15 protein-coding genes are annotated in these 20,379 nt (G+C 65.6%); 8 read left to right on the top strand and 7 right to left on the bottom strand.

The features are described from left to right. The first annotated feature begins 128 nt into the window (after positions 1–128). Genes egtB through GRI59_RS11815 form a run of 3 tightly spaced genes read left to right on the top strand, consistent with a single transcriptional unit; the run spans position 129 to position 3,340 of the window. Positions 129–1,352 carry an ergothioneine biosynthesis protein EgtB gene (gene egtB / locus GRI59_RS11825; RefSeq protein WP_160761348.1) on the top strand — a complete coding sequence of 408 codons (1,224 nt, stop codon included), beginning with the start codon at positions 129–131 and terminating at the stop codon, positions 1,350–1,352. A gap of 1 nt (position 1,353) precedes the next feature. Continuing rightward, positions 1,354–2,340, top strand: a complete 987-nt coding sequence (gene egtD / locus GRI59_RS11820) for an L-histidine N(alpha)-methyltransferase (protein WP_160761347.1) — start codon at positions 1,354–1,356, stop codon at positions 2,338–2,340. Positions 2,341–2,371: 31 nt separating this feature from the next. Next, positions 2,372–3,340 (top strand): NAD(P)/FAD-dependent oxidoreductase, encoded by a 969-nt coding sequence (locus GRI59_RS11815; RefSeq protein ID WP_160761346.1) that lies wholly within the window; start codon positions 2,372–2,374, stop codon positions 3,338–3,340. On the opposite strand, the gene GRI59_RS11810 is transcribed toward GRI59_RS11815, so the two are convergent. The 5 genes from GRI59_RS11810 to GRI59_RS11790 form a co-directional block, all read right to left on the bottom strand. Further along, the gene (locus GRI59_RS11810) at positions 3,313–4,089 is read right to left on the bottom strand and encodes an FkbM family methyltransferase (protein WP_160761345.1); all 777 of its coding nucleotides are present in this window, start codon (positions 4,087–4,089) and stop codon (positions 3,313–3,315) included. The genes GRI59_RS11815 and GRI59_RS11810 overlap by 28 nt on opposite strands. After that, positions 4,082–5,254, bottom strand: coding sequence for a hypothetical protein (locus tag GRI59_RS11805; RefSeq protein WP_160761344.1), 1,173 nt, complete (start codon positions 5,252–5,254; stop codon positions 4,082–4,084). Before GRI59_RS11805 ends, GRI59_RS11810 begins: the two co-directional genes overlap by 8 nt. Beyond that, the gene (locus tag GRI59_RS11800) at positions 5,251–5,934 is read right to left on the bottom strand and encodes an HAD family hydrolase (protein WP_160761343.1); all 684 of its coding nucleotides are present in this window, start codon (positions 5,932–5,934) and stop codon (positions 5,251–5,253) included. Before GRI59_RS11800 ends, GRI59_RS11805 begins: the two co-directional genes overlap by 4 nt. A gap of 5 nt (positions 5,935–5,939) precedes the next feature. Further along, positions 5,940–6,734: a nucleotidyltransferase family protein gene (locus tag GRI59_RS11795; protein WP_160761342.1), complete on the bottom strand. Its 795-nt coding sequence runs from the start codon at positions 6,732–6,734 to the stop codon at positions 5,940–5,942. 92 nt (positions 6,735–6,826) lie between these two features. Further along, on the bottom strand, positions 6,827–8,338 hold the full coding sequence (locus GRI59_RS11790) for a tryptophan halogenase family protein (protein ID WP_337190263.1): 1,512 nt from the start codon (positions 8,336–8,338) through the stop codon (positions 6,827–6,829). 194 nt (positions 8,339–8,532) lie between these two features. On the opposite strand from GRI59_RS11790, the gene GRI59_RS11785 reads away from it, so the two are divergent. The 5 genes from GRI59_RS11785 (at position 8,533) to GRI59_RS11765 (ending at position 17,621) form a co-directional block, all read left to right on the top strand. Further along, positions 8,533–11,847: a TonB-dependent receptor gene (locus tag GRI59_RS11785; RefSeq protein ID WP_160761340.1), complete on the top strand. Its 3,315-nt coding sequence runs from the start codon at positions 8,533–8,535 to the stop codon at positions 11,845–11,847. Positions 11,848–11,861: 14 nt separating this feature from the next. Continuing rightward, positions 11,862–12,839, top strand: a complete 978-nt coding sequence (locus GRI59_RS11780) for a glycoside hydrolase family 16 protein (RefSeq protein WP_160761339.1) — start codon at positions 11,862–11,864, stop codon at positions 12,837–12,839. Positions 12,840–12,861: 22 nt separating this feature from the next. Beyond that, entirely contained in the window at positions 12,862–13,953 is a 1,092-nt protein-coding gene (locus GRI59_RS11775; protein ID WP_160761338.1) for a LacI family DNA-binding transcriptional regulator, read from the top strand. Continuing rightward, on the top strand, positions 13,950–15,149 hold the full coding sequence (locus GRI59_RS11770) for an MFS transporter (RefSeq protein WP_160761337.1): 1,200 nt from the start codon (positions 13,950–13,952) through the stop codon (positions 15,147–15,149). Before GRI59_RS11775 ends, GRI59_RS11770 begins: the two co-directional genes overlap by 4 nt. A gap of 93 nt (positions 15,150–15,242) precedes the next feature. Further along, complete coding sequence (locus GRI59_RS11765) at positions 15,243–17,621, top strand: glycoside hydrolase family 3 protein (protein ID WP_160761336.1); 2,379 nt, start codon at positions 15,243–15,245, stop codon at positions 17,619–17,621. Here GRI59_RS11765 and GRI59_RS11760 read toward each other — a convergent pair. After that, positions 17,618–18,784 (bottom strand): DUF1501 domain-containing protein, encoded by a 1,167-nt coding sequence (locus GRI59_RS11760; protein ID WP_160761335.1) that lies wholly within the window; start codon positions 18,782–18,784, stop codon positions 17,618–17,620. The genes GRI59_RS11765 and GRI59_RS11760 overlap by 4 nt on opposite strands. Before the next feature lie 5 nt (positions 18,785–18,789). Then, the gene (locus GRI59_RS11755; RefSeq protein ID WP_160761334.1) at positions 18,790–20,253 is read right to left on the bottom strand and encodes a DUF1800 domain-containing protein; all 1,464 of its coding nucleotides are present in this window, start codon (positions 20,251–20,253) and stop codon (positions 18,790–18,792) included. Positions 20,254–20,379 lie beyond the last annotated feature (126 nt).

The following is a 20,379-nucleotide window of genomic DNA, read 5'->3' as shown; positions in this document are numbered from 1 at the left end:
GTGTGATGATTTTCCGATAGCCTCGTGCCTATGTTGCGTCTTTCTTGTGTAACGGCAGGCAGACATGATCCGTATCTGACGGTGCAGGGTGGAACAGGAGACGCGGGTTGCAGCGCAACGAACGACAGATGGCTGCCGGCGCCGATGATCTTGCCGCTTTGGCTGATCGGTTCCGGGCGACGCGCGCTCTGACCGAAGCGCTGGTCGCGCCGTTGAGCGACGCCGATGCCAGCATCCAGTCGATGGAAGATGCGAGCCCTGGCAAGTGGCACTTGGCGCATACGACATGGTTCTGGGAGACCTTCCTGCTGCGCGAACACGCACCGGGATATCAGCTCCACCGCGAAGACTGGCCGTTTCTGTTCAATTCCTATTACGAGGCGGAGGGTGCACGGATCAGCCGGGCAGCGCGCGGGTTGCTGTCGCGCCCCTCGCTCGCTGAGGTGCTGGAATGGCGCGCGGTGGTGAATGAGGCCATGGCGCCGCTGCTCGATGACCCAGCACTTGCGCCGCTGATTGCGCTTGGCGTGGCGCATGAACAGCAGCACATCGAGTTGCTGCTGACCGACATCAAGCACGCCCTGTTCCAGAACCCGCTCGGCCCGGCCATGTGGGATGGTGCGCCGCCCGCCGCTGCCGCGCCCGTCGCACCGATGGGCTGGCACGCGCATCCCGGAGGGATTGCGCTGGTCGGGCATCAGGGGGAGGGCTTCGCCTTTGACAACGAAGGCCCGCGCCACCGCGTGCTGCTCGAACCCTTTGCGCTGGCTGACCGGCTGGTAACCAATGGCGAGTGGGACGCGTTCATCGCCGATGGCGGCTACCGCAATGCGCGCCTGTGGCTCGCCGATGGCTGGGGCTGGGTGCAGCGTGAAGCCATCACAGCGCCGCTTTACTGGCGCGAGGATCAGCACTTTACCCACCAAGGCTGGCAGACCCGCGATGCCCACGCACCCGTCACCCACATTTCGCATTTCGAGGCCGATGCTTTCGCGACCTGGGCCGGCGCACGGCTGCCGACCGAATTCGAATGGGAAGCGATCGCAGCGGCGCACGATCCTGCGGGCGGCAATCAGCTTGATGCCGCCGCCCCGCCTTTGCCCACGGGCAGCGCGGGGCTGTTCGGCGATGGCTGGCAATTTACCCGCTCGGCCTATCTGCCTTTTCCCGGCTTCCGCGTCGCCGACGGCGCGGTGGGCGAGTATAATGGCAAATTCATGAGCGGACAGGTGGTGCTGCGCGGCGCGTCTTGCGCCACGGTGCGCGGCCATTCGCGCGCCTCCTATCGAAATTTCTTCTATCCGCATCAGCGCTGGCAATTCACCGCGCTCAGGCTCGCCAAGGACGTTTGAGATGACTTTTGCCAAGGGCCTCAAACTGGTCAATCGCGATGCCGGCGGCGTCGATCTGGCGTTCCGCGCCGATGTTCTGGCGGGGCTTGCCGCTGCCCAGAAGGCGATCCCCGCGCGCTGGTTCTATGACGATGCCGGATCGCAGTTGTTCGAGGACATCACCCAGCTGCCCGAGTATTACCCGACTCGCGCCGAGACTGCGATCCTGCGCGGTCGGTCTCAAGAGATTGCCGAGCTGATCGGGCCGGGCCGGGCGGTGGTGGAGTTTGGCTCGGGCTCATCGGTCAAGACGCCGCTGCTGCTGTCGGCGATTCAGCCTTCGGCCTATGTCCCGCTCGACATCGCGGGCGATTTTCTGCGCGCATCTTCGGCGGCGTTGGCGGCGAAGTTTCCGGGCCTGCCGGTCTATCCGGTCGAGGCCGATTTCATGCGCCGGGTCGAGCTTCCCGCAGAGGTCGCCAGCTTGCCCAAACTTGGCTTTTTCCCCGGCTCGACCATCGGCAACATGATCGCCCGCACCGCGACTGACCTGCTGCGCTCGATGCGCGAGACTTTGGGGGAGGGCGCGCTGCTGTTGATCGGGATGGATCTGGTGAAGGACGAGGACGTCCTGCTCGCCGCCTATGACGATGCGGCGGGGGTGACGGCGCAGTTCAACCTCAACCTGCTGACGCGCATCAATCACGAGCTGGGCGGTGATATTCCGGTCGACGCCTTCCGCCACGAAGCGCGCTGGAACGATACCTTCGCGCGGATCGAGATGCATCTGGTCGCGCGGCAAGACCTCGCTTTCACGGTCAGCGAGCAGCCGTTCTCCATGCGCGAGGGTGAAAGCATCCACACCGAGAACAGCCACAAGTTCACCAAGCAGTCGGGCCAGATGCTGCTGGCAGCGGGCGGCTGGGAGCCGCGGGCGCGCTGGACCGATGACGCCAAGCAATTTTCGCTGCTGCTGGCTGAAGCGCGCGCGCCGCGGTCTGCGCCCTGAAACTTCGCCGCCTTCCGAGCGTTGGCGCGGGATGGACGGACATTGTGATATTCTGATTATCGGCGGCGGCATGGCGGGACTTTCCGCGGCGACCGCTTTGGCGGCTGCGGGTCAGCGCATCATCGTGCTCGACAAGGGGCGCGGCCCCGGTGGGCGCATGGCGGCGCGGCGGGCGGAGATCGGCGGCGAGCAGATCGGCTTCGATCACGGCGCGCAGTATTTCACCGCACGCGATCCGGCATTCTGCGAGGCGGTGGCGGCGTGGGAAGCGGCAGGCGTTGCCGCGCGATGGCCTGCTGCGGGCGAGGATGCGTGGGTCGGCACGCCGGGGATGAACGCTTGCGTGAAGGCGATGGCCGAGACGCTCGACGTGCGCTGGGGTGTGCGGGCCGAGCGTTTGGAGCAGGCGTCGGGAGGCTGGCGGATCGAAGCAGGCGATCAGAGTTTCACCGCCGCCAGAGTGCTCGTGGCTGTCCCTGCCGAACAGGCTGCCGTGCTGCTGGCTGAGCCTGCGCCCGAACTTGCAGCGCTAGCGGGGGATATCCAATCCGAACCCTGCTGGGCTGTAATGGCAGGCTTCAACGCAAGGCTGCCGATTGCTGCCGACACCTACCGTTCCGATACCGGCCCCGTAAGCTGGGCCGCGCGCAACTCGGCCAAGCCGGGGCGTAGCGGGGTGGAGACTTGGGTGATCCACGCCTCGCCGACCCGCAGCCGAGAACTGATCGACTTGCCCAAGGAAGAGGTCGCACAAATCTTGCTCGCCGACTTCTTCGCTGCGACCGGCGCCGCATCGGCCGCGCCACGACATTTGGACACGCACCGATGGCTCTATGCCCTTCCGCAGGCGCTTAGCGGCGAAGGCGCGCGCTTCGATGCAGCTTTGCGGATCGGGATCGCGGGCGATTATCTCCACAGCCCGCGGGTGGAGGGCGCCTGGTTGTCAGGCCGGGCGCTCGCGCAGGCGTTGCTTCAGGAGCGCGTCGCCAGCACGTCGTAGTGGTGGCCGCGCCCGTACTTGGCGAAGCGTGTAAAGCCGCTGGCACGTAGGAGAGTCTCGATCTCGCGAGCGCTGGCCCAGCGGTTATCGACCTCGTAGAAGATCGCCTCAACGCGGGCGACAGCCTTGGTCTTGGCGAGTTCGGCGATGACCACCGACTCCAGCCCTTCGACGTCGATCTTCACGAACATCGGGAGTTCGCCCGCCAGCAGCGGATCGACCAGCGGGGCGTCGATGGTGTGGATCACCACGCCGCCGCCACCACTCTGTCCCTCGCGCCCTGCCAGCGTTGCCGTGCCGGTGTGACCTTCCGCGACGCTGATTTCAACCTCGCCCACGCTGTCGGCGATGGCGAGCATGTGCAACACCGTGCGCTCCGCCCCGCCATTCAGCCCCACATTCGCCGCTAGCCGCGCGTGGGTCACTGGAACGGGCTCAAAGGCGATGATCTGGCGGCACTTGGGGTTCTGCGCGGCGATCAGCGAATAGAGCCCCTGATTGGCGCCGATATCGACAAACACGAATGGCTCCCGCTGTCCCAGAAGCAGATCGGACAAGTCGCTGCCATAGGTGCCGAAGATGCAATAGCGGAACGTGGTGTCCTGCCAGTTGGGCACCATCAGCACGCCGTAAGCCGAGCGCACCGGACCATCGCCGCGCGCGGCCAGCACCGGCGATAGTGCGGCGGCCTTCAGCTTGCGCGCTGTCTTGACCACGCCGTAACGCCAGAAATCGGTGAGACTACCCAAGGGGCTTGGTTCCTTCGAGAAATTCGCCAATCGCATCCGCCGCCCGCTCGGCCGAGGCGCGCTCGCTGAGAGAGAAGGTCGCGTCGATCAGTGCCTGTTGGGTGGGTGCATAGTCGGGATGCGCAGCGACCGCAGCATCTATCGCATCGAGCAGATGGGCGGGCGAATCCAGCACCGAGCCCGCGCGCCAGTGGAGGTAGTTGGGATCATCATGCCAATCCACGCCATGCGAGTTCAAGAACAGGCACGGACGGGGCGCGCGCAGGAACTCATAGACCTGGCTGCTGACATCACCGAGGTAGATGTCCGCGCGGTTGGTGTAGCTCATGTCGCTGCTGGCGGCACTGCCCGTGTCGATGTGGATGCGGCGTTCTGCGCGGTACCCTGCGCCAGGCGGCACCACCCGTGCAAGGCTCGGCGGGTCCAGCGTGACCACCCACTTGCGCTCAAACAACATCACGTGCGGCGCGAAGATCAGATTGTAACGATCCTGATTCCGGAATGCCGCGATCACCGCCGCGCCATGCTTGAACCAGCTCGATAGCTTGGGCGAGGGGTGGGGGTTGTAGATCACGGTCGGCCGCTCGGGCGCGGGGAAGGTATCCGCGAAACGGTTGTTCGCGCACAGATCGAACTTGGGATAGCCGACCAGCGCGATCTGTTCCGGCGTGAGCCCCGCTTCCGCGATCAGCCGGTCGCGGATTTTGGGGCCGGAGACGAGCACCAGATCGAAACCGGCGCTTTCCTTGTTGAAGCCGATTGCCCGGTCGCCTGCGCCGTGGCGGGTGTGGATCAGCTTAACCTTGTCCATCCCGTAAAGGGTCTTGAGCAGCAGCGTGGTCTTTTCCGAGACCACCACCGCATCGAAGCTGGCAAAGAAATCGAGATTGTCGCGGTAGATGAGCAGTTTACGCGCCGGAACCAGTCGCTCGAGCAGGCTCGCGATCGCTTGCGATCCGCTCTGCTTGAGGGTGAGCCGCACCAGTTCCACCTTGGCGAGCAGCGCGGGCTCCGCCTGCCGCTCAATCTCGGCCCTGATCGCGGGCTTGGTGTAAGCAAGCACGATCCGGTGCTCGCTCCGCGCCGCCAACGCCATCGCGATGGGGAGCGAATGCGCCAACTGATGCGTCTGGTCGTGGTTGAACAGGAAGCAGATGCGGCTCATGTGGCGGCCCGGCTCATTTCAGGCGCGCTCCAGTCAGCCTGCGCCCACCCGGGCTGGGCCTTGGCGTAGCGGCCGACCAGCACGCCGGTGTCGGCATAGTTCAGGATCGGCGCGTCGCTGGCGTGGTCGGTATAGGCGGTGAGGTGGCAATCCGCGCGGGCGAGACTTTGCTCTGCCAGCCATGCCTCGACGCGGGCGACCTTATGTGCGCCGTAATTGTTCTCGCCGTCGATCAGCGCGAGGAGGTTGCCCGCACCATCGCACTGGTGGCGGGTGGCGATGCAGGCCTCGAAACCCAGCGCCTGCGCCAACGCCTCAGCGTAAATCTCCGGTGCAGCGGTGACGAGGACGAGGCGCACGCCCGCTTCCCGGTCGGCGGCGATCTGCGCACGCGCGCCCGGCTGGATATTGCGTGCCAGCTGCCCGGCGACGAAAGCGTCGATCCGGGGTTGCAGGCGCCCATTGCGCACCTTGCGCCCGACAAGCAGGTTGAGACCGAACTGCTTGAGCGGCTTTCTCCCGTAGAATTTTGCCTTGTAGCCCAGCATCGCCAGCACCCACAGTGGCACGCCGAGCAGCCGTAGCGGGTTGCCGCTTGCAGCCATGTGAACAAGGAACGGGGTAAATGTCGGCGCGCGGGTCACCGTGCGGTCGAGATCGTAGAGGGCGATGGCTTGCACAGGTGTCAGTTCCGCGCCGTCAGCAGCCGCTCGGCCAGCGCGTGATCCTCGACCTTGTCGACATCGACCCCCATGCGCCCGTCACTGAGCAGCACCGGCGCGGCGCTCGCGCCAAGCTTCGTGCCTGCGGCCGCAAGCGCTTCGTGGACGGTCATCCGCCGCAGCAGCAGCTTTGCCATCAAGACCGGGCCAAAATGCGAGGCGAGCCGCAGCACCGATTTGCGATCCTGCTCAACCCGCTCCCAAAACGTCAGCGCATTGCGTGCAGCCGGGGCAGTCAGGGCGAACAGGTTCGCGCCGGTGTAAGCGCCGCCCTTGAAGGTCAGCCAAGTCCGCCGGTTCGGGCCGACCGCAGCTTCCAACCGGGCGCGCTCGACCATCGCCACGCTGACATCACTTGACCCGGCACCGGCGATGAATTCCGCAAGGGTGGCAGGCGTGAGCATCACATTGTCGGCGGTGGTGACTAGCACCGGTAGGCCGATCGCTGGATCGTTCACCGCCGCCAGAACGGATCCGCTGATCGTGGGGCCTGAAACCTGGAACGTGATCCGCGGCTCTTCGACCGCCCAGGCCAGATCGGGGTGCGCTTTCAGCTTGAGCGTGTTTTGCGCCAGCACAATGATCCGCGCGACTTGCGGGGTGTCGGCCAGCGCCATCAGCACCCGGCCCAGCATCAATTCACCGGCGACCGGCATCAGCGCCTTGGCCTCCAGCCCGAAATGGGCGGCCACCGGGTCAACGCCCGGGCGCTGTCCGGCCAGCACCAGCGCGGTCCAGCCGTGCGGATCGTGGGTCATGGCGGGGAAACCTCGGGGCGAGCGGGAGAGGGGCAACGCTTCCCCTTTCAAGCGCCGCCCGCGTTTGTCAAGAATCGCCCGCTAGACGGGAGTCACGCTGCGATCGGCGCGGGGCAATAGCGCGCCAGATAATCGCCATGCCCCGGCATATGCTGGACGAGGTAGCGGATCGACCTTTCCATCTCGTCCACCTCTGTGCGGGTCTTGGCCGGATCGAGCGCGTCGGCCATGGCATTGTGCCCGCCCATGGTGATCCCCTGACCCATCATGACCGCGGCCCAGCTGGTTTCAGTGAACAGCTCGTCCTCCTCGCGGAAGATCTGGCCGTTGGCGCGGAAAATCTCGACCTTCTCCTTGAGCGTGTCCGGCACGTCCATCGTGCGGACGTAATTCCAGAAGTCGGAATCGGTGCGCTGTGTGGCGTTGTAGTGCAGGATCAGGAAGTCGCGGATGCGGGCATATTCGCGGCCCGTCAGGCGGTTGAAGGTATCCTCCTGCACCTGTGTGATCCCATCGAGCGAAAGCAGCGAGATCAGCTTGTCTATCCCGGTGTTGATGAGGTGGATCGAGGTCGATTCCAGCGGCTCCATGAAGCCGGCCGCCAGCCCAAGGGCGACGACGTTCTTGTTCCAGAACTTCTTGCGACGCCCGGTCACAAAGCGCAGCCAATTGGGCTCCGCCTGCGGTTTGCCCGCGATATTGCCGAGCAGGATGTCGAGCGCCTGCTGGTCTTCCATGTAGCTGGAGCAATAGACATGGCCGTTTCCGTTGCGGTGTTGCAGCGGCACCTGCCATTGCCATCCGGCGCTATGCGCGGTGGCGCGGGTGAAGGGCGGGGGCGGGCTGCCGTCGTCACGCTTGCAGGGCAGCGCCACTGCACGGTTGCAGGGCAGATGTTGGCTCCAGTCGTCATAGCCTGTCTTCAGCGCCTGCTCGATCAGCAAGCCCCGGAAGCCCGAGCAATCGATGAACAGGTCGCCCGCAAACTGGCGGCCATCGTCCAGCGTGACTCCGGTGACAAAGCCGCTCTCAGGGTCGAGCGCGACATCGGCGACCTTGCCTTCCTGCCGCACCACGCCGCGTTCTTCCGCAAAGCGGCGCAGGAACGCGGCATAACGCCCGGCATCGAGGTGATAGGCATAATTGACCGGCGGCAGATCTTCGCTCGCGTAATCCTCGGTGCGGGCGAACTTGCCGAAATAGGCAGCCATCGTTTCCACGTTGAAGACTTGGATGGGGCGCTTGTCCCCGGCCTTGGCCATGCGGTGCCACACATGATGAAAGCTGATCCCGCCCATCGAGTAGCCATAGGCGCCGAAGGGGTGGATGTAGCTTTCGCCCAGATTGCCCCAGTTTTCGAACTGGATGCCCAGTTTGAACGTGCCGCCGACCGCGGCCAGCATCTCGCTTTCCTTGATGCCGAGCAGATCGTTAAAGCCCACAAAGGGTGGAATCGTTGCCTCGCCAACCCCGACCGTGCCGATGGCTTCGGACTCAATGAGTGTGATTTCCACAGCCCGCCCCGCCTTGATGCGCGACAGGGCTGCTGCTGCCATCCACCCGGCCGTACCGCCACCGACGATGATAATTCGTTCTATTGCCACGTTTTCCTCAATCCCGGTCGTGCCTCTGCGGGCTATGCCCGCGGGGAATACACTACCCCGCGAAGTGTTGCCAGAATGCAATATGAACCCAAGATTACAAGTCTTGAGAACGCTCTCAAGATGCGGTAGGAATATCTCGCAGACCGCAGTTACAGACACGAATCTGTCGCGCGGCATGGGGAGAGATGAAACACATGAACACCGCTAGTGTTGCGCCGCGTCGGCGCCTGTTCGCACTCGGCACCGCATCGGCGCTGGCGATTTCCGCGGCGACTGCGGCTCCTGCATGGGCGCAGGACGCCGATGCCACCGCGCAAGAAGCCGCTGATGCCGCCGCCGAAGAGGAAGTAGGCGATATCATCGTCACCGGCTTCCGCGCCTCGCTGCAATCCGCCCAGAACATCAAGCGCAACGCCGATACCGTGGTCGACGTGATCTCGGCAGAAGACATCGGCGCGCTGCCCGACCGTTCGGTGGCGGAAACGCTCCAGCGTATCCCCGGCGTCAACATCGGCCGGTTCGAAAAGACGTCTGACCCAACCCGCTTCTCGGTCGAAGGCACGGGCGTGATCATTCGTGGCCTGCCCTTTGTCAGTTCGCAGCTGAACGGGCGCGACATCTTCTCGGCCAATGGCGGCCGTGCGCTGAGCTTCGAGGACGTTTCGCCCGAACTTGTGGGCCGTGTCGAAGTCTACAAGAACATCACTGCCGACCAGATCGAAGGCCATATTGCGGGTCTGGTCAATCTCGTCACCCGCAAGCCGCTCGACAGGCGCGGCTTCCACGTCGCCGGATCGATCGAAGCGAACTACGGCGATCTGCGGCAGGAATGGTCGCCGACCTACAACATCCTGGCCTCCAATACCTTCGATACCGGACAGGGCACCTTTGGGTTGCAGCTCAGCTATTCGAAGTCGAAGCTGAAGAGCCGGACTGATGCCTCGCAGCTGGTCGATTATTGCTATCGCCCGGCTGACCTCTCCGGCGGCTGTGCGCGCATTTTCAATCTCAACTCGGGCGGGTTCGGTGATGTGCCCAACTTTACGCCCGAAAACTTCCCGCCAGCAAACTCGGTCGTTGTGCCGCAGTTCGCCAACGTGCGTTCGACCACACTTGATCGCGATCGCGAGGCGATCTCGGCGATCGGCCAGTTCGAAACGCTTGATGGCGACTTGGTGATGACGCTGGAATACCTGCGTTCGGAGACGAGCTTTGCAACGGAGGAATTTGCGCTGCTTGGCCGGATCGACGATGGCGTGTCGACGAACCAGCCGCGTCCGGGTACAAATTTCGAATTCGATGAGAACGGCAACTTCGTCAGCGGTATTCTCACGCAGAATGTCGGCAATGCCTATGCCAACCCGTTCGGGCGCGGTGGTATCCCCACGGATTCGCTGCGCTTCCTGCGTGAAGTCAATTCGGTCACTCAGGACATCTCGTTCGATGCGAAGATGAACTTCACTGAGCGCTTCCGCGGCAAGATCGAGATGCAGAGCCTGAGCTCGAACCTTCGCCGCGATGCGGTATTCGGCGCGTTGAGCACCTGGAGTGACATCGCCATCGATCTGGGGGGCAAGACGCCGGATATCCAATTCTTGGCCCCGGTCGGCGCACTGACCGATTACTTCACCAGCGGGCGCAATAACTATTACTGGTTCGGTCTCGACAGCCGCGAGGCGAACGAGGGCGAATTGTTCAGCCTTGCGGGCAGTCTCGAATACGACCTCAGCGACGATGGTTTCTTCCGCAAGGTCGAGGTCGGCGGCCGCTGGGCGGCGCGCGATCGTGTCAACCGCAACACTAACTTCAGCACCTGGGGCAACCTTTCGGCGCCTTGGGCCGGGCGTGCGGGCTGTGCACCGTGGAACGAAGGTCCGGGCTGCGCTGCGACCGGCGGTTTTCGGCCGGGCCGCTTCTTCACCGGTCTGCCGGGGCAGGAATTCGCGATCGCGGGTGGTGTCTTCACCGATGAAGTCCCCGATGCGTCCGCGTATCGCACGCCGTTCGCCGACAACTTCCAGCGGGGCGAAGCAAGCACTCCGATCGCGGGTGGCGGTGCGTTCTTCTATGGCGGTGATGACTTCCTTGGCGAATATCTGTCGGGCGTGACAGATCAGCAGTGGGACCAAATCAGCACCCTGGGTCAGTCCCCGGAACGCTTCAACCTCGGCGTCAATGGCCGCACCCGTGTATTGCTGGATGGTACGACGGTGGCGTGCGGTCCGTTCTGCCCCGGGGAAGTTTCGGATGTCACCGAAATCACTTCGGCAGCCTATGCGCGCGTTGATTTCGGTGCCGATTTTGATGGAGGCGCTTCGCTCGCGGGGAACATTGGCCTGCGTTACGTTCGGACAAACGTCAGCAACAATTCGCTGTTGGCGTTCCCCGATCCGGCACGCTTCGATGCGACGTCGGTCGGCGGCAACGGTGACGGCACGGTGCAGGTGGCTGAAATCGCCGCCGCCTGCCGCGGGGCTGGCCCGGGCGTTCCGCAGCAGGTCTTCTGCCAGCTCACCGGCTCACGCCTTGCCGAATTTGCGGCGTTGCACACCGGTCAACTCATCCGCGACACCCGCGACATCAACTTCGATCACTTCCTGCCATCCTTCAACGTCCGCTACGACAACGGCGGCGGGATCGTTGTTCGGGCGGCGGTTTCGAAGGGGATCAGTCGTCCCGACCTGAACCTGTTCAACGCAGGCGGGGTGTTGGGCTTCAGCGGCCGTGTGACGGATGGGCCGCTGCTCTCCGTGTCGACCGGGAACCGCAACTTGCGGCCGACCGAATCGTGGAACTACGATCTCAGCGCGGAGTGGTATTTCGGCAAGGTCGGCCAGCTGAGCGCGGCATTCTTCGTCAAGGACATCAAGGGGATCGTTACTAACGGAACGGGCCTCGTCAATTACGACCCGCCCAATGGCAATTCCGAGGAAGTGATCATCAATGGTCCGGCCAACGATCTCTCAGGCGTTCTGAAGGGTGTCGAACTGGCCTATCAGCAGACCTTTGATTTCCTGCCCGGATTGTTGAGCGGGCTTGGGACGGCCGTGACGTATACCTACGTCGATGGCAGTGACTTCCCGAACCCGAACATCTCGGGCATTGGTTCGCCCTCGGTCAATTCGAGCGGCCAGCCGCTCAACAACGGCCCGTTCTCCGGTCAGCTGCCGCTTGCCGGGATTTCGAAGCATACTGTCAACGCCACGCTGTTCTATGAAAAGGGGCCGCTGTCGATGCGTGCCGCCTATAACTGGCGCAGCGCCTTCCTCGTTACGCAGCGGGACGATCTTTTCCCGTTCGCACCGATCTTCCAGGAGGCCGGCGGCCAGCTTGACGGGACGATCCTTTACAGCTTGACCGACAACATCAAGCTGGGCGTGCAGGGCGTGAACCTGCTCGACGAGACCACCCAACTGTCAACGGTCATCGACTATGACGGAACGCGTCCGATCAGTGCGGTGTTCCGCAATGACCGCCGCTACACCTTCATTGCCCGCTTCGACTTCTGATCAGAGAGTACGATATGACGATTGCAGGGCTGCTGAAGGCGGGGACGCTGACAGCGGCCCTGCTGCTTTTGGGGGCGACGCCTCCGACCGAGCAGCAGGCGCTCGCCCCGCTGGAAGGGGCGGGCTGGGAGCTGGTCTGGGCCGACGAGTTCGAAGGCGCGCAGCTCGACCGCTCCAAGTGGACGCCCGAAGTCTCGTGCTGGGGCGGCGGCAATGCCGAACGGCAATGCTACACCGACCGTCCCGATAACATCGCGGTCGAAGGCGGGATGCTGCTGCTGAAGGCCCGCAAGGAGCGCTTCGTCGGCCCCGCGCGCCCGCCTGAGATTGCGGAATACAATAACCCCAGCGTGACCCAATCGCACACCTCCGGCAAGGTTCGCACCATCGGCCAGCACGCTTGGAAATATGGCCGGATCGAAGTGCGCGCCAAGGTACCGCCGGGGCAGGGGACATGGCCCGCGGTGTGGATGATGCCGGAAGACAACGTCTATGGCGCTTGGCCGCGATCGGGCGAGATCGATATTCTCGAAGCGGTCAATATCGGCGCCAAGTGCAAGCGATGCGAAGGCGGTCGCGGCGAAAACCGCACCATCAGCGCACTCCATTTCGGCAATTTCGCGCCGCAGAACAAGTTCGTCGATCACCGCAATGCGCTGCCCGATCTGGCCCTGCCGTCGGACGATTTCCACGTCTATTCAGTGGAATGGGGCGAGGGCTTGATCCGGTTCCTCGTCGATGACCGCGTGCATCTAACAGTGACTGCCGACCAATGGAGTACCGCCGCACCAAACGCCAAAGGCCGCCCGTCAGCACCTTTCGACCAACCCTTCTATGTCATGGCAAACCTTGCCGTGGGCGGTCGATTGTCGGAAGAAAACAATGCCAAGGGGGTTGCAGCGGATACCTTTCCCGCGCAATTCGCAATCGACTGGATCAGGGTCTATCGCTGCGCCAGCGATCCCGCGACGGGACGCGCGTGCATTCGGTAAACGGGACGGGGTTTGACGGGCAATGGCGCGGGTGCGCAAGACAGTCACGATCAGGGACGTCGCGGAGGATGCGGGTGTTTCGCTCCAAACCGTAAGCCGGGTGGTAAACGGCGGGCCGAACGTGCGCCCGCAGCTGCGCGACAAGGTGCGCGCCTCGATCGACCGGCTGGGCTATGTCCCCAGCCTCGCCGCCCAGCGGATGAGCGGATCGCGCTCCTACATCATCCTCGCCATCAATGACCGGGAACGCACGCTTGCCGATTGGCGCGCGCGGCTCGGCACGGACTGGGTTGACCAGATGCTGCTGGGCGGCATCCTGACGTGCTCGCAGCACGGCTACCGGATGATGGTGGAGCTGGTCGATACCCACTCCGATCATGTCGAGCGTGAGCTGGGGGCGGCGCTGTCCGCCTTGCAGCCCGATGGCGTGATCCTCACCCCGCCGCACTCGGAAAACCGCCTGATCACGCAGCTTTTGGCGGAGCGGAACATTCCCTTTGCCCGCATCGGCTCTAACGCACCGGGGCCAGGCATCCCGCTCACCATGGGCGATGAGAGCGCAGCGCATCTCGCCACCTCGCGTCTGATCGAGCTTGGCCATCGCCGCATCGCGATGATCGCTGGGCCGCCGCAATACAGCCTGAGCGGCTGGCGTATCGATGGCTGGAAGCGCGCGCTGGACGAGGCGGGCCTGCCGCATGACGGGCTGCTGGAAGTGGGCGATTTTGGCTACGCCTCCGGCACCCGCGCTGCACGCGCCTTGCTGGATCGCCATGCCGATCTGACCGCGATCATTGGATCGAGCGACCAGATGACTCTTGCCGCGCTGGAGGTCGCGCGTGACCGGGGGCTGTCCGTGCCGCATGACCTGTCGCTCATCTCCTTCGACAACACCCCAATCGTGCGTTTCTCGCAGCCGCCGCTCACTGCGGTGGATCAGCCGATTGCCGAGACGGTCAGCCGCGCGGTCGAACAGTTGATCGCGCGCGGACCGGATGGCGATGATGACGCGGTGATCGAAGTCCCCGCCGGGCTGGTCGAGCGCTACTCCACCGCGCCGCCCCCTGTCGAGGCTCCTGCTCAGGCTCAGGCCCACGCACCGGGCCGGGCTTGAACGCCGCCCCTACCGACACGCCGCCGCAACGCCAGTCGCGCTGGTTCCTCGCGCTGTTTGCGCTGGCGGCGGCTGGCGGCGCGGTCGCCTATGTCCCGCTGCTGACCGTGCTGCTGCCGCAGCGGATCGCCGATCTGCAAGGGGGCGAAGATGTCGCCGCACTGGCGCAGGTTACCTTCCTCGGCGCGCTAATGGCGAGCATCGCCAATATCGCGGTCGGTATGCTCAGCGATCGCTCGCGCACCCGGCGTCCGTGGATCATCGCCGGGCTGATCGCCTCTAACTTACTGCTGCTGGCGGTGGGCAGGGCTGAGAGCGTAGCGGAGATCGTGGTGCTGGTGATGGTCTGGCAGGTCGCGCTCAACCTGATGCTCGCCCCGCTGATGGCTTGGGCGGGGGACTGCTTTCCGGACGAACAGAAGGGCGTGCTGGGCGGCGCGTTGGCGCTTTCACCCGCATTGGGCGCGCTGGCCGGATCACTGGTGACCTATGCGGGACTGGTTGCGCCCGAAGCGCGGTTGATGCTTGTGGCGGTGCTGGTCAGCGCGCTGGTGCTGCCCGCGGTGGTGCTGGGCAAGGGGCGGGAGCGGCCAGCGCTGATGGCGCCCGTTCTGCGCACCCGCGAACCCCGACCGTTCCGCCAACGGGTGGTCGCGCGGATGTGGGCCGCGCGGCTGCTGGTGCAGGTCGCCGAAGGCGGGATGTTCGCGTTCCTGCTTTACTGGCTGCGCTCGCTCTCGCCCGATTATCCAGAGAACGGTGCGGCCAATGTCTTCAGCGCCGTGCTGGTCTGCGCGGTGCCGATTTCGCTGCTGCTCGGGCGCTGGTCCGACCGCCACGGCCGCCCGATCCAGCCGCTGGTGGCGACGGCGGTGCTATGCGCCTGCGGGATGCTGGTGATGGCGGCGGCGGACACGCTGGTGCTGGCGATTGCGGGCTATGTCCTGTTCGCTATCGCGGCGGCGATCTTCCTCGCGCTTCATGCCAGCCAGACCCTGCGCGTCCTGCCCGCCCCGCAGCACCGGGCGCGCGATCTCGGCGTGTTCAACCTCACCAACACCGTGCCGGGAATGGTGATGCCGTGGTTCACCGTGTTGCTAGTGCCGCGCTTCGGCTATGGCGCGCTGTTCGTGCTGTTTGCCGCCTTGTCGCTGGCGAGCGCAGTGCTGCTGGCGGGCTTTGTCCGCCGGAGGTGACATCTGCGCTTGATGCTTGCCAAAGCGGATGGGCGGCGGCATAGATTGATAACGTTCACAAAGAAAATCGCGGTCTTGGGAGGGACTGAGTGCATGGCACGAAACGGGTTTGGTCAGCTGGCCTGCGGGGCAGCGCTGGCGGCGCTTCTGGCCGGATGCAGCACGGCACCGCAGGTGCGCTCGGCAAGCGAGACGGTCCCGGCTGCGGCGGACGCGAACACGCCCGAGGGTCTGCTCGCGCGCATGAGCCTCAAGCGCAAGGTCGCGCAATTGGTGATGCCGGACATCGGCTCGATCACCCCGGCCGATGTGCGCAAATACCGCTTTGGCACGATCCTCAACGGCGGCAATTCCGGCCCCTATGGCGATGACCAGGCTCCGGCGGCCAATTGGCTGAAGTTGGCTGACGAGTATTGGGCGGCCTCCACCGCTCCGCTGCCCAAGGGCGAACCGGCGATCCCGGCGGTCTGGGCGACCGACGCTGTGCATGGCCACGCCAATGTCATCGGCGCGACCGTTTTCCCGCACAATATCGCCCTCGGCGCGACCGGGGATGCCGACCTGATCCGTCGCATTGGCGCGGCCACTGCGGTCGAGATCGAAGTGACCGGCATCGACTGGACTTTCGCGCCGACGATTGCCGTGGCGCGCGATGATCGCTGGGGCCGCACTTACGAAAGCTATTCGGAGAATCCCGCGCTGGTCAGCAAGCTGGGTGCAGCGATGGTCGAAGGCCTGCAAGGCCGTCCGGGCGAACCCGGCTTCCTCGGCGAAGGCAAGGTCGCCGCAACCGCTAAGCACTTCTTCGGCGACGGCGGCACCGCGCAAGGCGTCGACCAGGGCGACGTCAACGGCGATCTCAAGGCGCTGATGGCGATCCACGCCGCGCCTTACCCGGCCGCGATCACCGCCGGAGTCGCCAGCGTGATGGCGAGCTTCAACTCGATCAACGGCACCAAGATGCACGGCAACGCGCCGCTGCTGACCGGCGAGCTGCGCGGCAAGCTCGGCTTTGGCGGGCTGGTGGTGGGCGACTGGAACGGTCACGGGCAGGTCGATGGCTGCACCAATTCGAATTGCTCGGCGGCGCTGCTCGCGGGGCTCGATGTCTACATGGTGCCCGAGGACTGGAAGGCGCTCCACGCCTCGCTGCTGAAGCAGGTCAAGAACGGCACGATCCCGATGGCACGGCTGGACGAAGCGGTGCTGCGCGTGCTGCGGTTGAAGCAGCAGCTCGGCATTTTCGCTGGCGAGGTGAAGCCATCTGCCCGCGCTCTGGGCGGTAAGTGGGACATGCTCGGCTCGCCCGAGCACCGCGCGATTGCGCGCGAGGCGGTGGCCAAGTCGCAGGTGCTGCTCAAGAACGCGGGCGTGCTGCCGTTGAAGGCGGGCGCGCGGATCGAAGTGGCTGGGCTTGCCGCGGATAATGTCCCGCAGCAGGCGGGCGGCTGGTCGGTGACATGGCAAGGCGGCGGTGATCTGACCGCAGCCGATTTCCCCGGCGCGACCTCGATCTATGCGGGCATCGCCGCGGCGGCCAAGGCGGGTGGGAGCGAGGCTGTGCTGGCACCCAAGGGCAACGCCGCCAGCAAGCCCGACGTAGCCATCGTCGTCTTCGGCGAGGAACCCTATGCTGAATTCGTTGGCGATAGGAAGGATCTCGCCTTCCGCGACGAAGAAGGCCTGACCCTGCTCAAATCCTACCGCGCACGCGGCATTCCGACGGTCGCCGTGTTCCTTTCGGGCCGCCCTTTGTGGGTGAACCGTGAGCTCAACGCCGCTGACGCTTTCGTCGCCGCCTGGTTGCCGGGCAGCGAAGGGGCGGGCGTGGCTGACGTATTGTTCGGAAGGCGGCCTGCCACGGGGCGGCTGTCGTTCAGCTGGCCGGCACATTGCGACGGCACCCCGGTGAATGGCCCCGATGGCGCGCTGTTCCCGCTGGGCTACGGCCTCGACCTCGGTGCCAGCGCGCCGCTGGCTCCGCTCGACGAGACCTGCGCGGCGCTCACCGCCGATACCGGCGCGGTGTGGTTCGCCAACGGCAAGCTCGGTATGCAGGTGCAGGCGGTGGCGGACAATGCGCTGCTCCCCGACCTGCGCGGCGCGGGCAACGGCATCACCGCAACCGGCGTTGATCGCAAGGCCCAGGAAGACGCGCGCAAGATCGCCTTTGCGCCGCGTGCCAAGCTCTCCCTGACCGGGCCGGACAGTGCCGCCGCGTGGCGCATCACCTATCAGGTGACCGCGCGTCCCGGCTCGGCCGTGACGGTGACGGCGGGCGGCAAGGCACTCGACATTACCCAAGGCCTCTCGGTCGCCGAGGGCAAGGGCTGGCGCGAGATGGTGCTGAGCGCGAAGTGCCTTGGCACGACGGGCAGCAAGCTGACCTTCGCGTCCAAGGGCGCTTTCACGGTGCAGATCAGCGAGATCGCCCGCGATGAGGGCGCCGCAGAAGCGGAGTGCTCGTTCTAGGCGCGGATAATCCCCGATAGCGGCGCATCGCCGCGACCGGGGAACAGCCGCGCCATTGCGAGCTTGGGATCGAGCCGCAGATGCTCGGCCACCGCGCCTGCGATCACGCTTTCTAGCGCGATGGTGGGCGCAAGGTCGCGGCCCTCGTAAAGCTTACCGTCCGCCAGCCCCGGCCAGTCGGCAATCACCCGCCCGCCGCGCACCGCGCCGCCCATCACCAGCGCCGCCGAAGCCGTGCCGTGGTCGGTGCCGCCGGTGCCATTGAGACGCGCCGTGCGGCCGAACTCGGTCGCCACCACCACCACCGTATTGGCCCAGCCCGCACCCATCCCAGCTTTGTAGGCGGCGAGCAGCGCGTCAAGCTGCCGCGCAGAGCGGGCAAAGGCCCCGCGCTGGTTGGCGTGGGTGTCCCAGCCGCCAAGCTCGATCATCCCGATCCGTGCACCACCTTCACCGCGCATCAGCGAGGCAGCTAGCTCCCCCGCCGCACTGGCATCGCGCAGGTTGGTCAGCCCGTCATCCGCCGCCATCGCCCGCGTCTCCAAGGCGCGCGCCCACAGCGGGCCAAGCTCGCCGTCCGCGCCGTAAAGCAGGCTGACCCGCGCCAGCAGATCCTCGCTCGCTTGCGGCAAAGCGGAGGGCGCGTAGTTCGAGACCGGTGCATCGCCGCGCAGCGCCAGCGGCACGGCAGGCGCAATCGCCAGCGCACGCAAAGGCGCTGGAGCGCCTTCATTCATTAGCCCTGCCAAGCGATTGAGCCAGCCGTCCTTGGTGGTATAAGGCGCGGTGCCGCCGCTCTCGAGCAGGTTTTGCCCATCGAAGTGCGAGCGCTCGCGATAGGCGGTCGCAGCAGCATGGACGAACAGCGCCTCGCCCGCCGCCGCCGACTTGGCGATCTCAGCCAGCGCCGGGTGGACGGCGAAGAAGCTGCCGATCCGCGGCGCGTTCTCGTAATCGGCGAGGGTTGCGGCACGCAAAGCCTCGAAGCCCGGGTCGCCCACTGGCGCGAGCATTGCCATCCCGTCCGCCGCGCCGCGCAGCAGCACGAACAGCAGATTGCGGCTCCCCGTCCCTTGCGCAAAGGCGAGGCGGGGAAGGGCGAGGCTGCCTGCGCCCAGCAGCGATCCGGCGAGCAGCGAACGGCGATCAAATCCGGCGGTCATGGCGTCTATCTCCGCATCATTTCAGGCGAGACCAGCAGCAGTGCGAGGGCCTGTTGCCCGCTTTCGGCGCGCTTCAATTGGGTGATGGTGGCCTCGCCCAAAGCGCCCGGGAAGGCCGCTTCCGCGCGGGCGATCACCCCGTCCTGCGGGGCATTGCGCGCGATCCGCTCGGCCAGTTCGACCCGGCGGATCAGTGCGTCCGGCCCGGCCCAACTGGCGGCGAGATCGTCGTACCCCGCAGGCGAAGGCGCGCGCCACGGCACCTGCCCCAGCTCGGTCAGCGCGCCGACGATCCGCTGCGGCGGAAGCGTGGTGGTGCCGGTCAGGCGCAGCGCGGCGATGAGCCATTCGAACGGGGTGCGGAACTTGACCGGGCCGGGCGTCCACGCCTCGGGCGCTTCGATCAGGGTGCGGGTGAGGCTGGCGAGATCGCCGTCCGACCTCAGGAAGTCCGCTTCCAGCCGCGCCACCAGCGCGGGCGGCGGCGTGTCGCCAGCGAAGTGGCGCGCAAACTTGGTCGCAATATGGCGCGCTGTGGCCGGATGCGCAGCGAGATCGTCGAGGATCGCCAGCGCCTGCTTCGCCTCGCCCGCCGGGTAGGAGCGGCCCAGCACTTGCCGCGCGCCCGGTTCATGCACCAGCGCGACAAACGCCGCGCCGCTCGGCTGATCTTCGGCAAAGCGGCCCACCCGGCCAATCCCCGGCACTGTCCAGCCGGTGAGCGCACGGGCAAGCTCGGTCACGTCGGTCTGGCTGTAGCCGCCGTCGACGCCCAGCGTGTGCAGCTCCAACACTTCACGCGCGAGATTCTCGTTCAGCCCGCGCGGGCGTTGCTGATCGCCGCCCCGCCGCGCACGCCGCTGCGCGAAGGGCGCATTGGGGCCGATCGACTGGAACTGGTCGAGATAGATCTGCATCGCCGGGTGCAGCACGGCCGCCTTGAGCATATCGCTGAACCGTCCCAGCACATGCGGGCGGATCGCGGTGAATTCGTGCGGGCCAGCCTCGAACTGGGTGCCGGGCTTGCCGACCGAGACGCTGAAATGGTTCGACCAGAAATGCACCAGCCGCTCAACCATCGGGGCGGGGCTGGTGAGCACGGTGTTCACGCGCACGGCAATGTCATCGGCGAGCACCCGGCGGGCCTCGACCAGCTGTTCGCGATATTCGGGCGGCAGACCGTCAAGTGCGACGGCGCGGGCTTCCTGCCGCGTCATCCCTTCCGCCATCGCGGGCGTGCCGGCCTGCTCCATCGCCGTCATCGCCCGGGTGTCCTGTCGCAACCGCCGCAGCAGTTCGAGCATTTCGCCGGTATTGGCGCGAGTGTCGAGCCGCGCAGCAATGGCGGGGGGCGAGGGGTCGAAGGCATCGAACTGGCACAGCAGGAAAGCGCGCGGATCGCCCACCGCGGCGTCCTTCGCGCTTAAGCCATAGCCGAAGCGGTTGAGCGCAATGCTGGCCGGGCTCATCGCCGGGCCGTGCTGGTGGTGGTCAGACGCATGGCATGGCTTCCTCGCTCAGCGAAATGGGGCTGCACGGCCACTGGCCATGCTGCCCCTGATCAACGCCTGAATGCGCCCGATCCTTCGCGCGGG

This window comes from Erythrobacter ramosus, assembly GCF_009828055.1.
GTDB lineage: Bacteria > Pseudomonadota > Alphaproteobacteria > Sphingomonadales > Sphingomonadaceae > Erythrobacter > Erythrobacter ramosus.
Note: the sequence above shows the minus strand (reverse complement) of the source record. Positions and strands in the feature narration are given on the sequence as shown.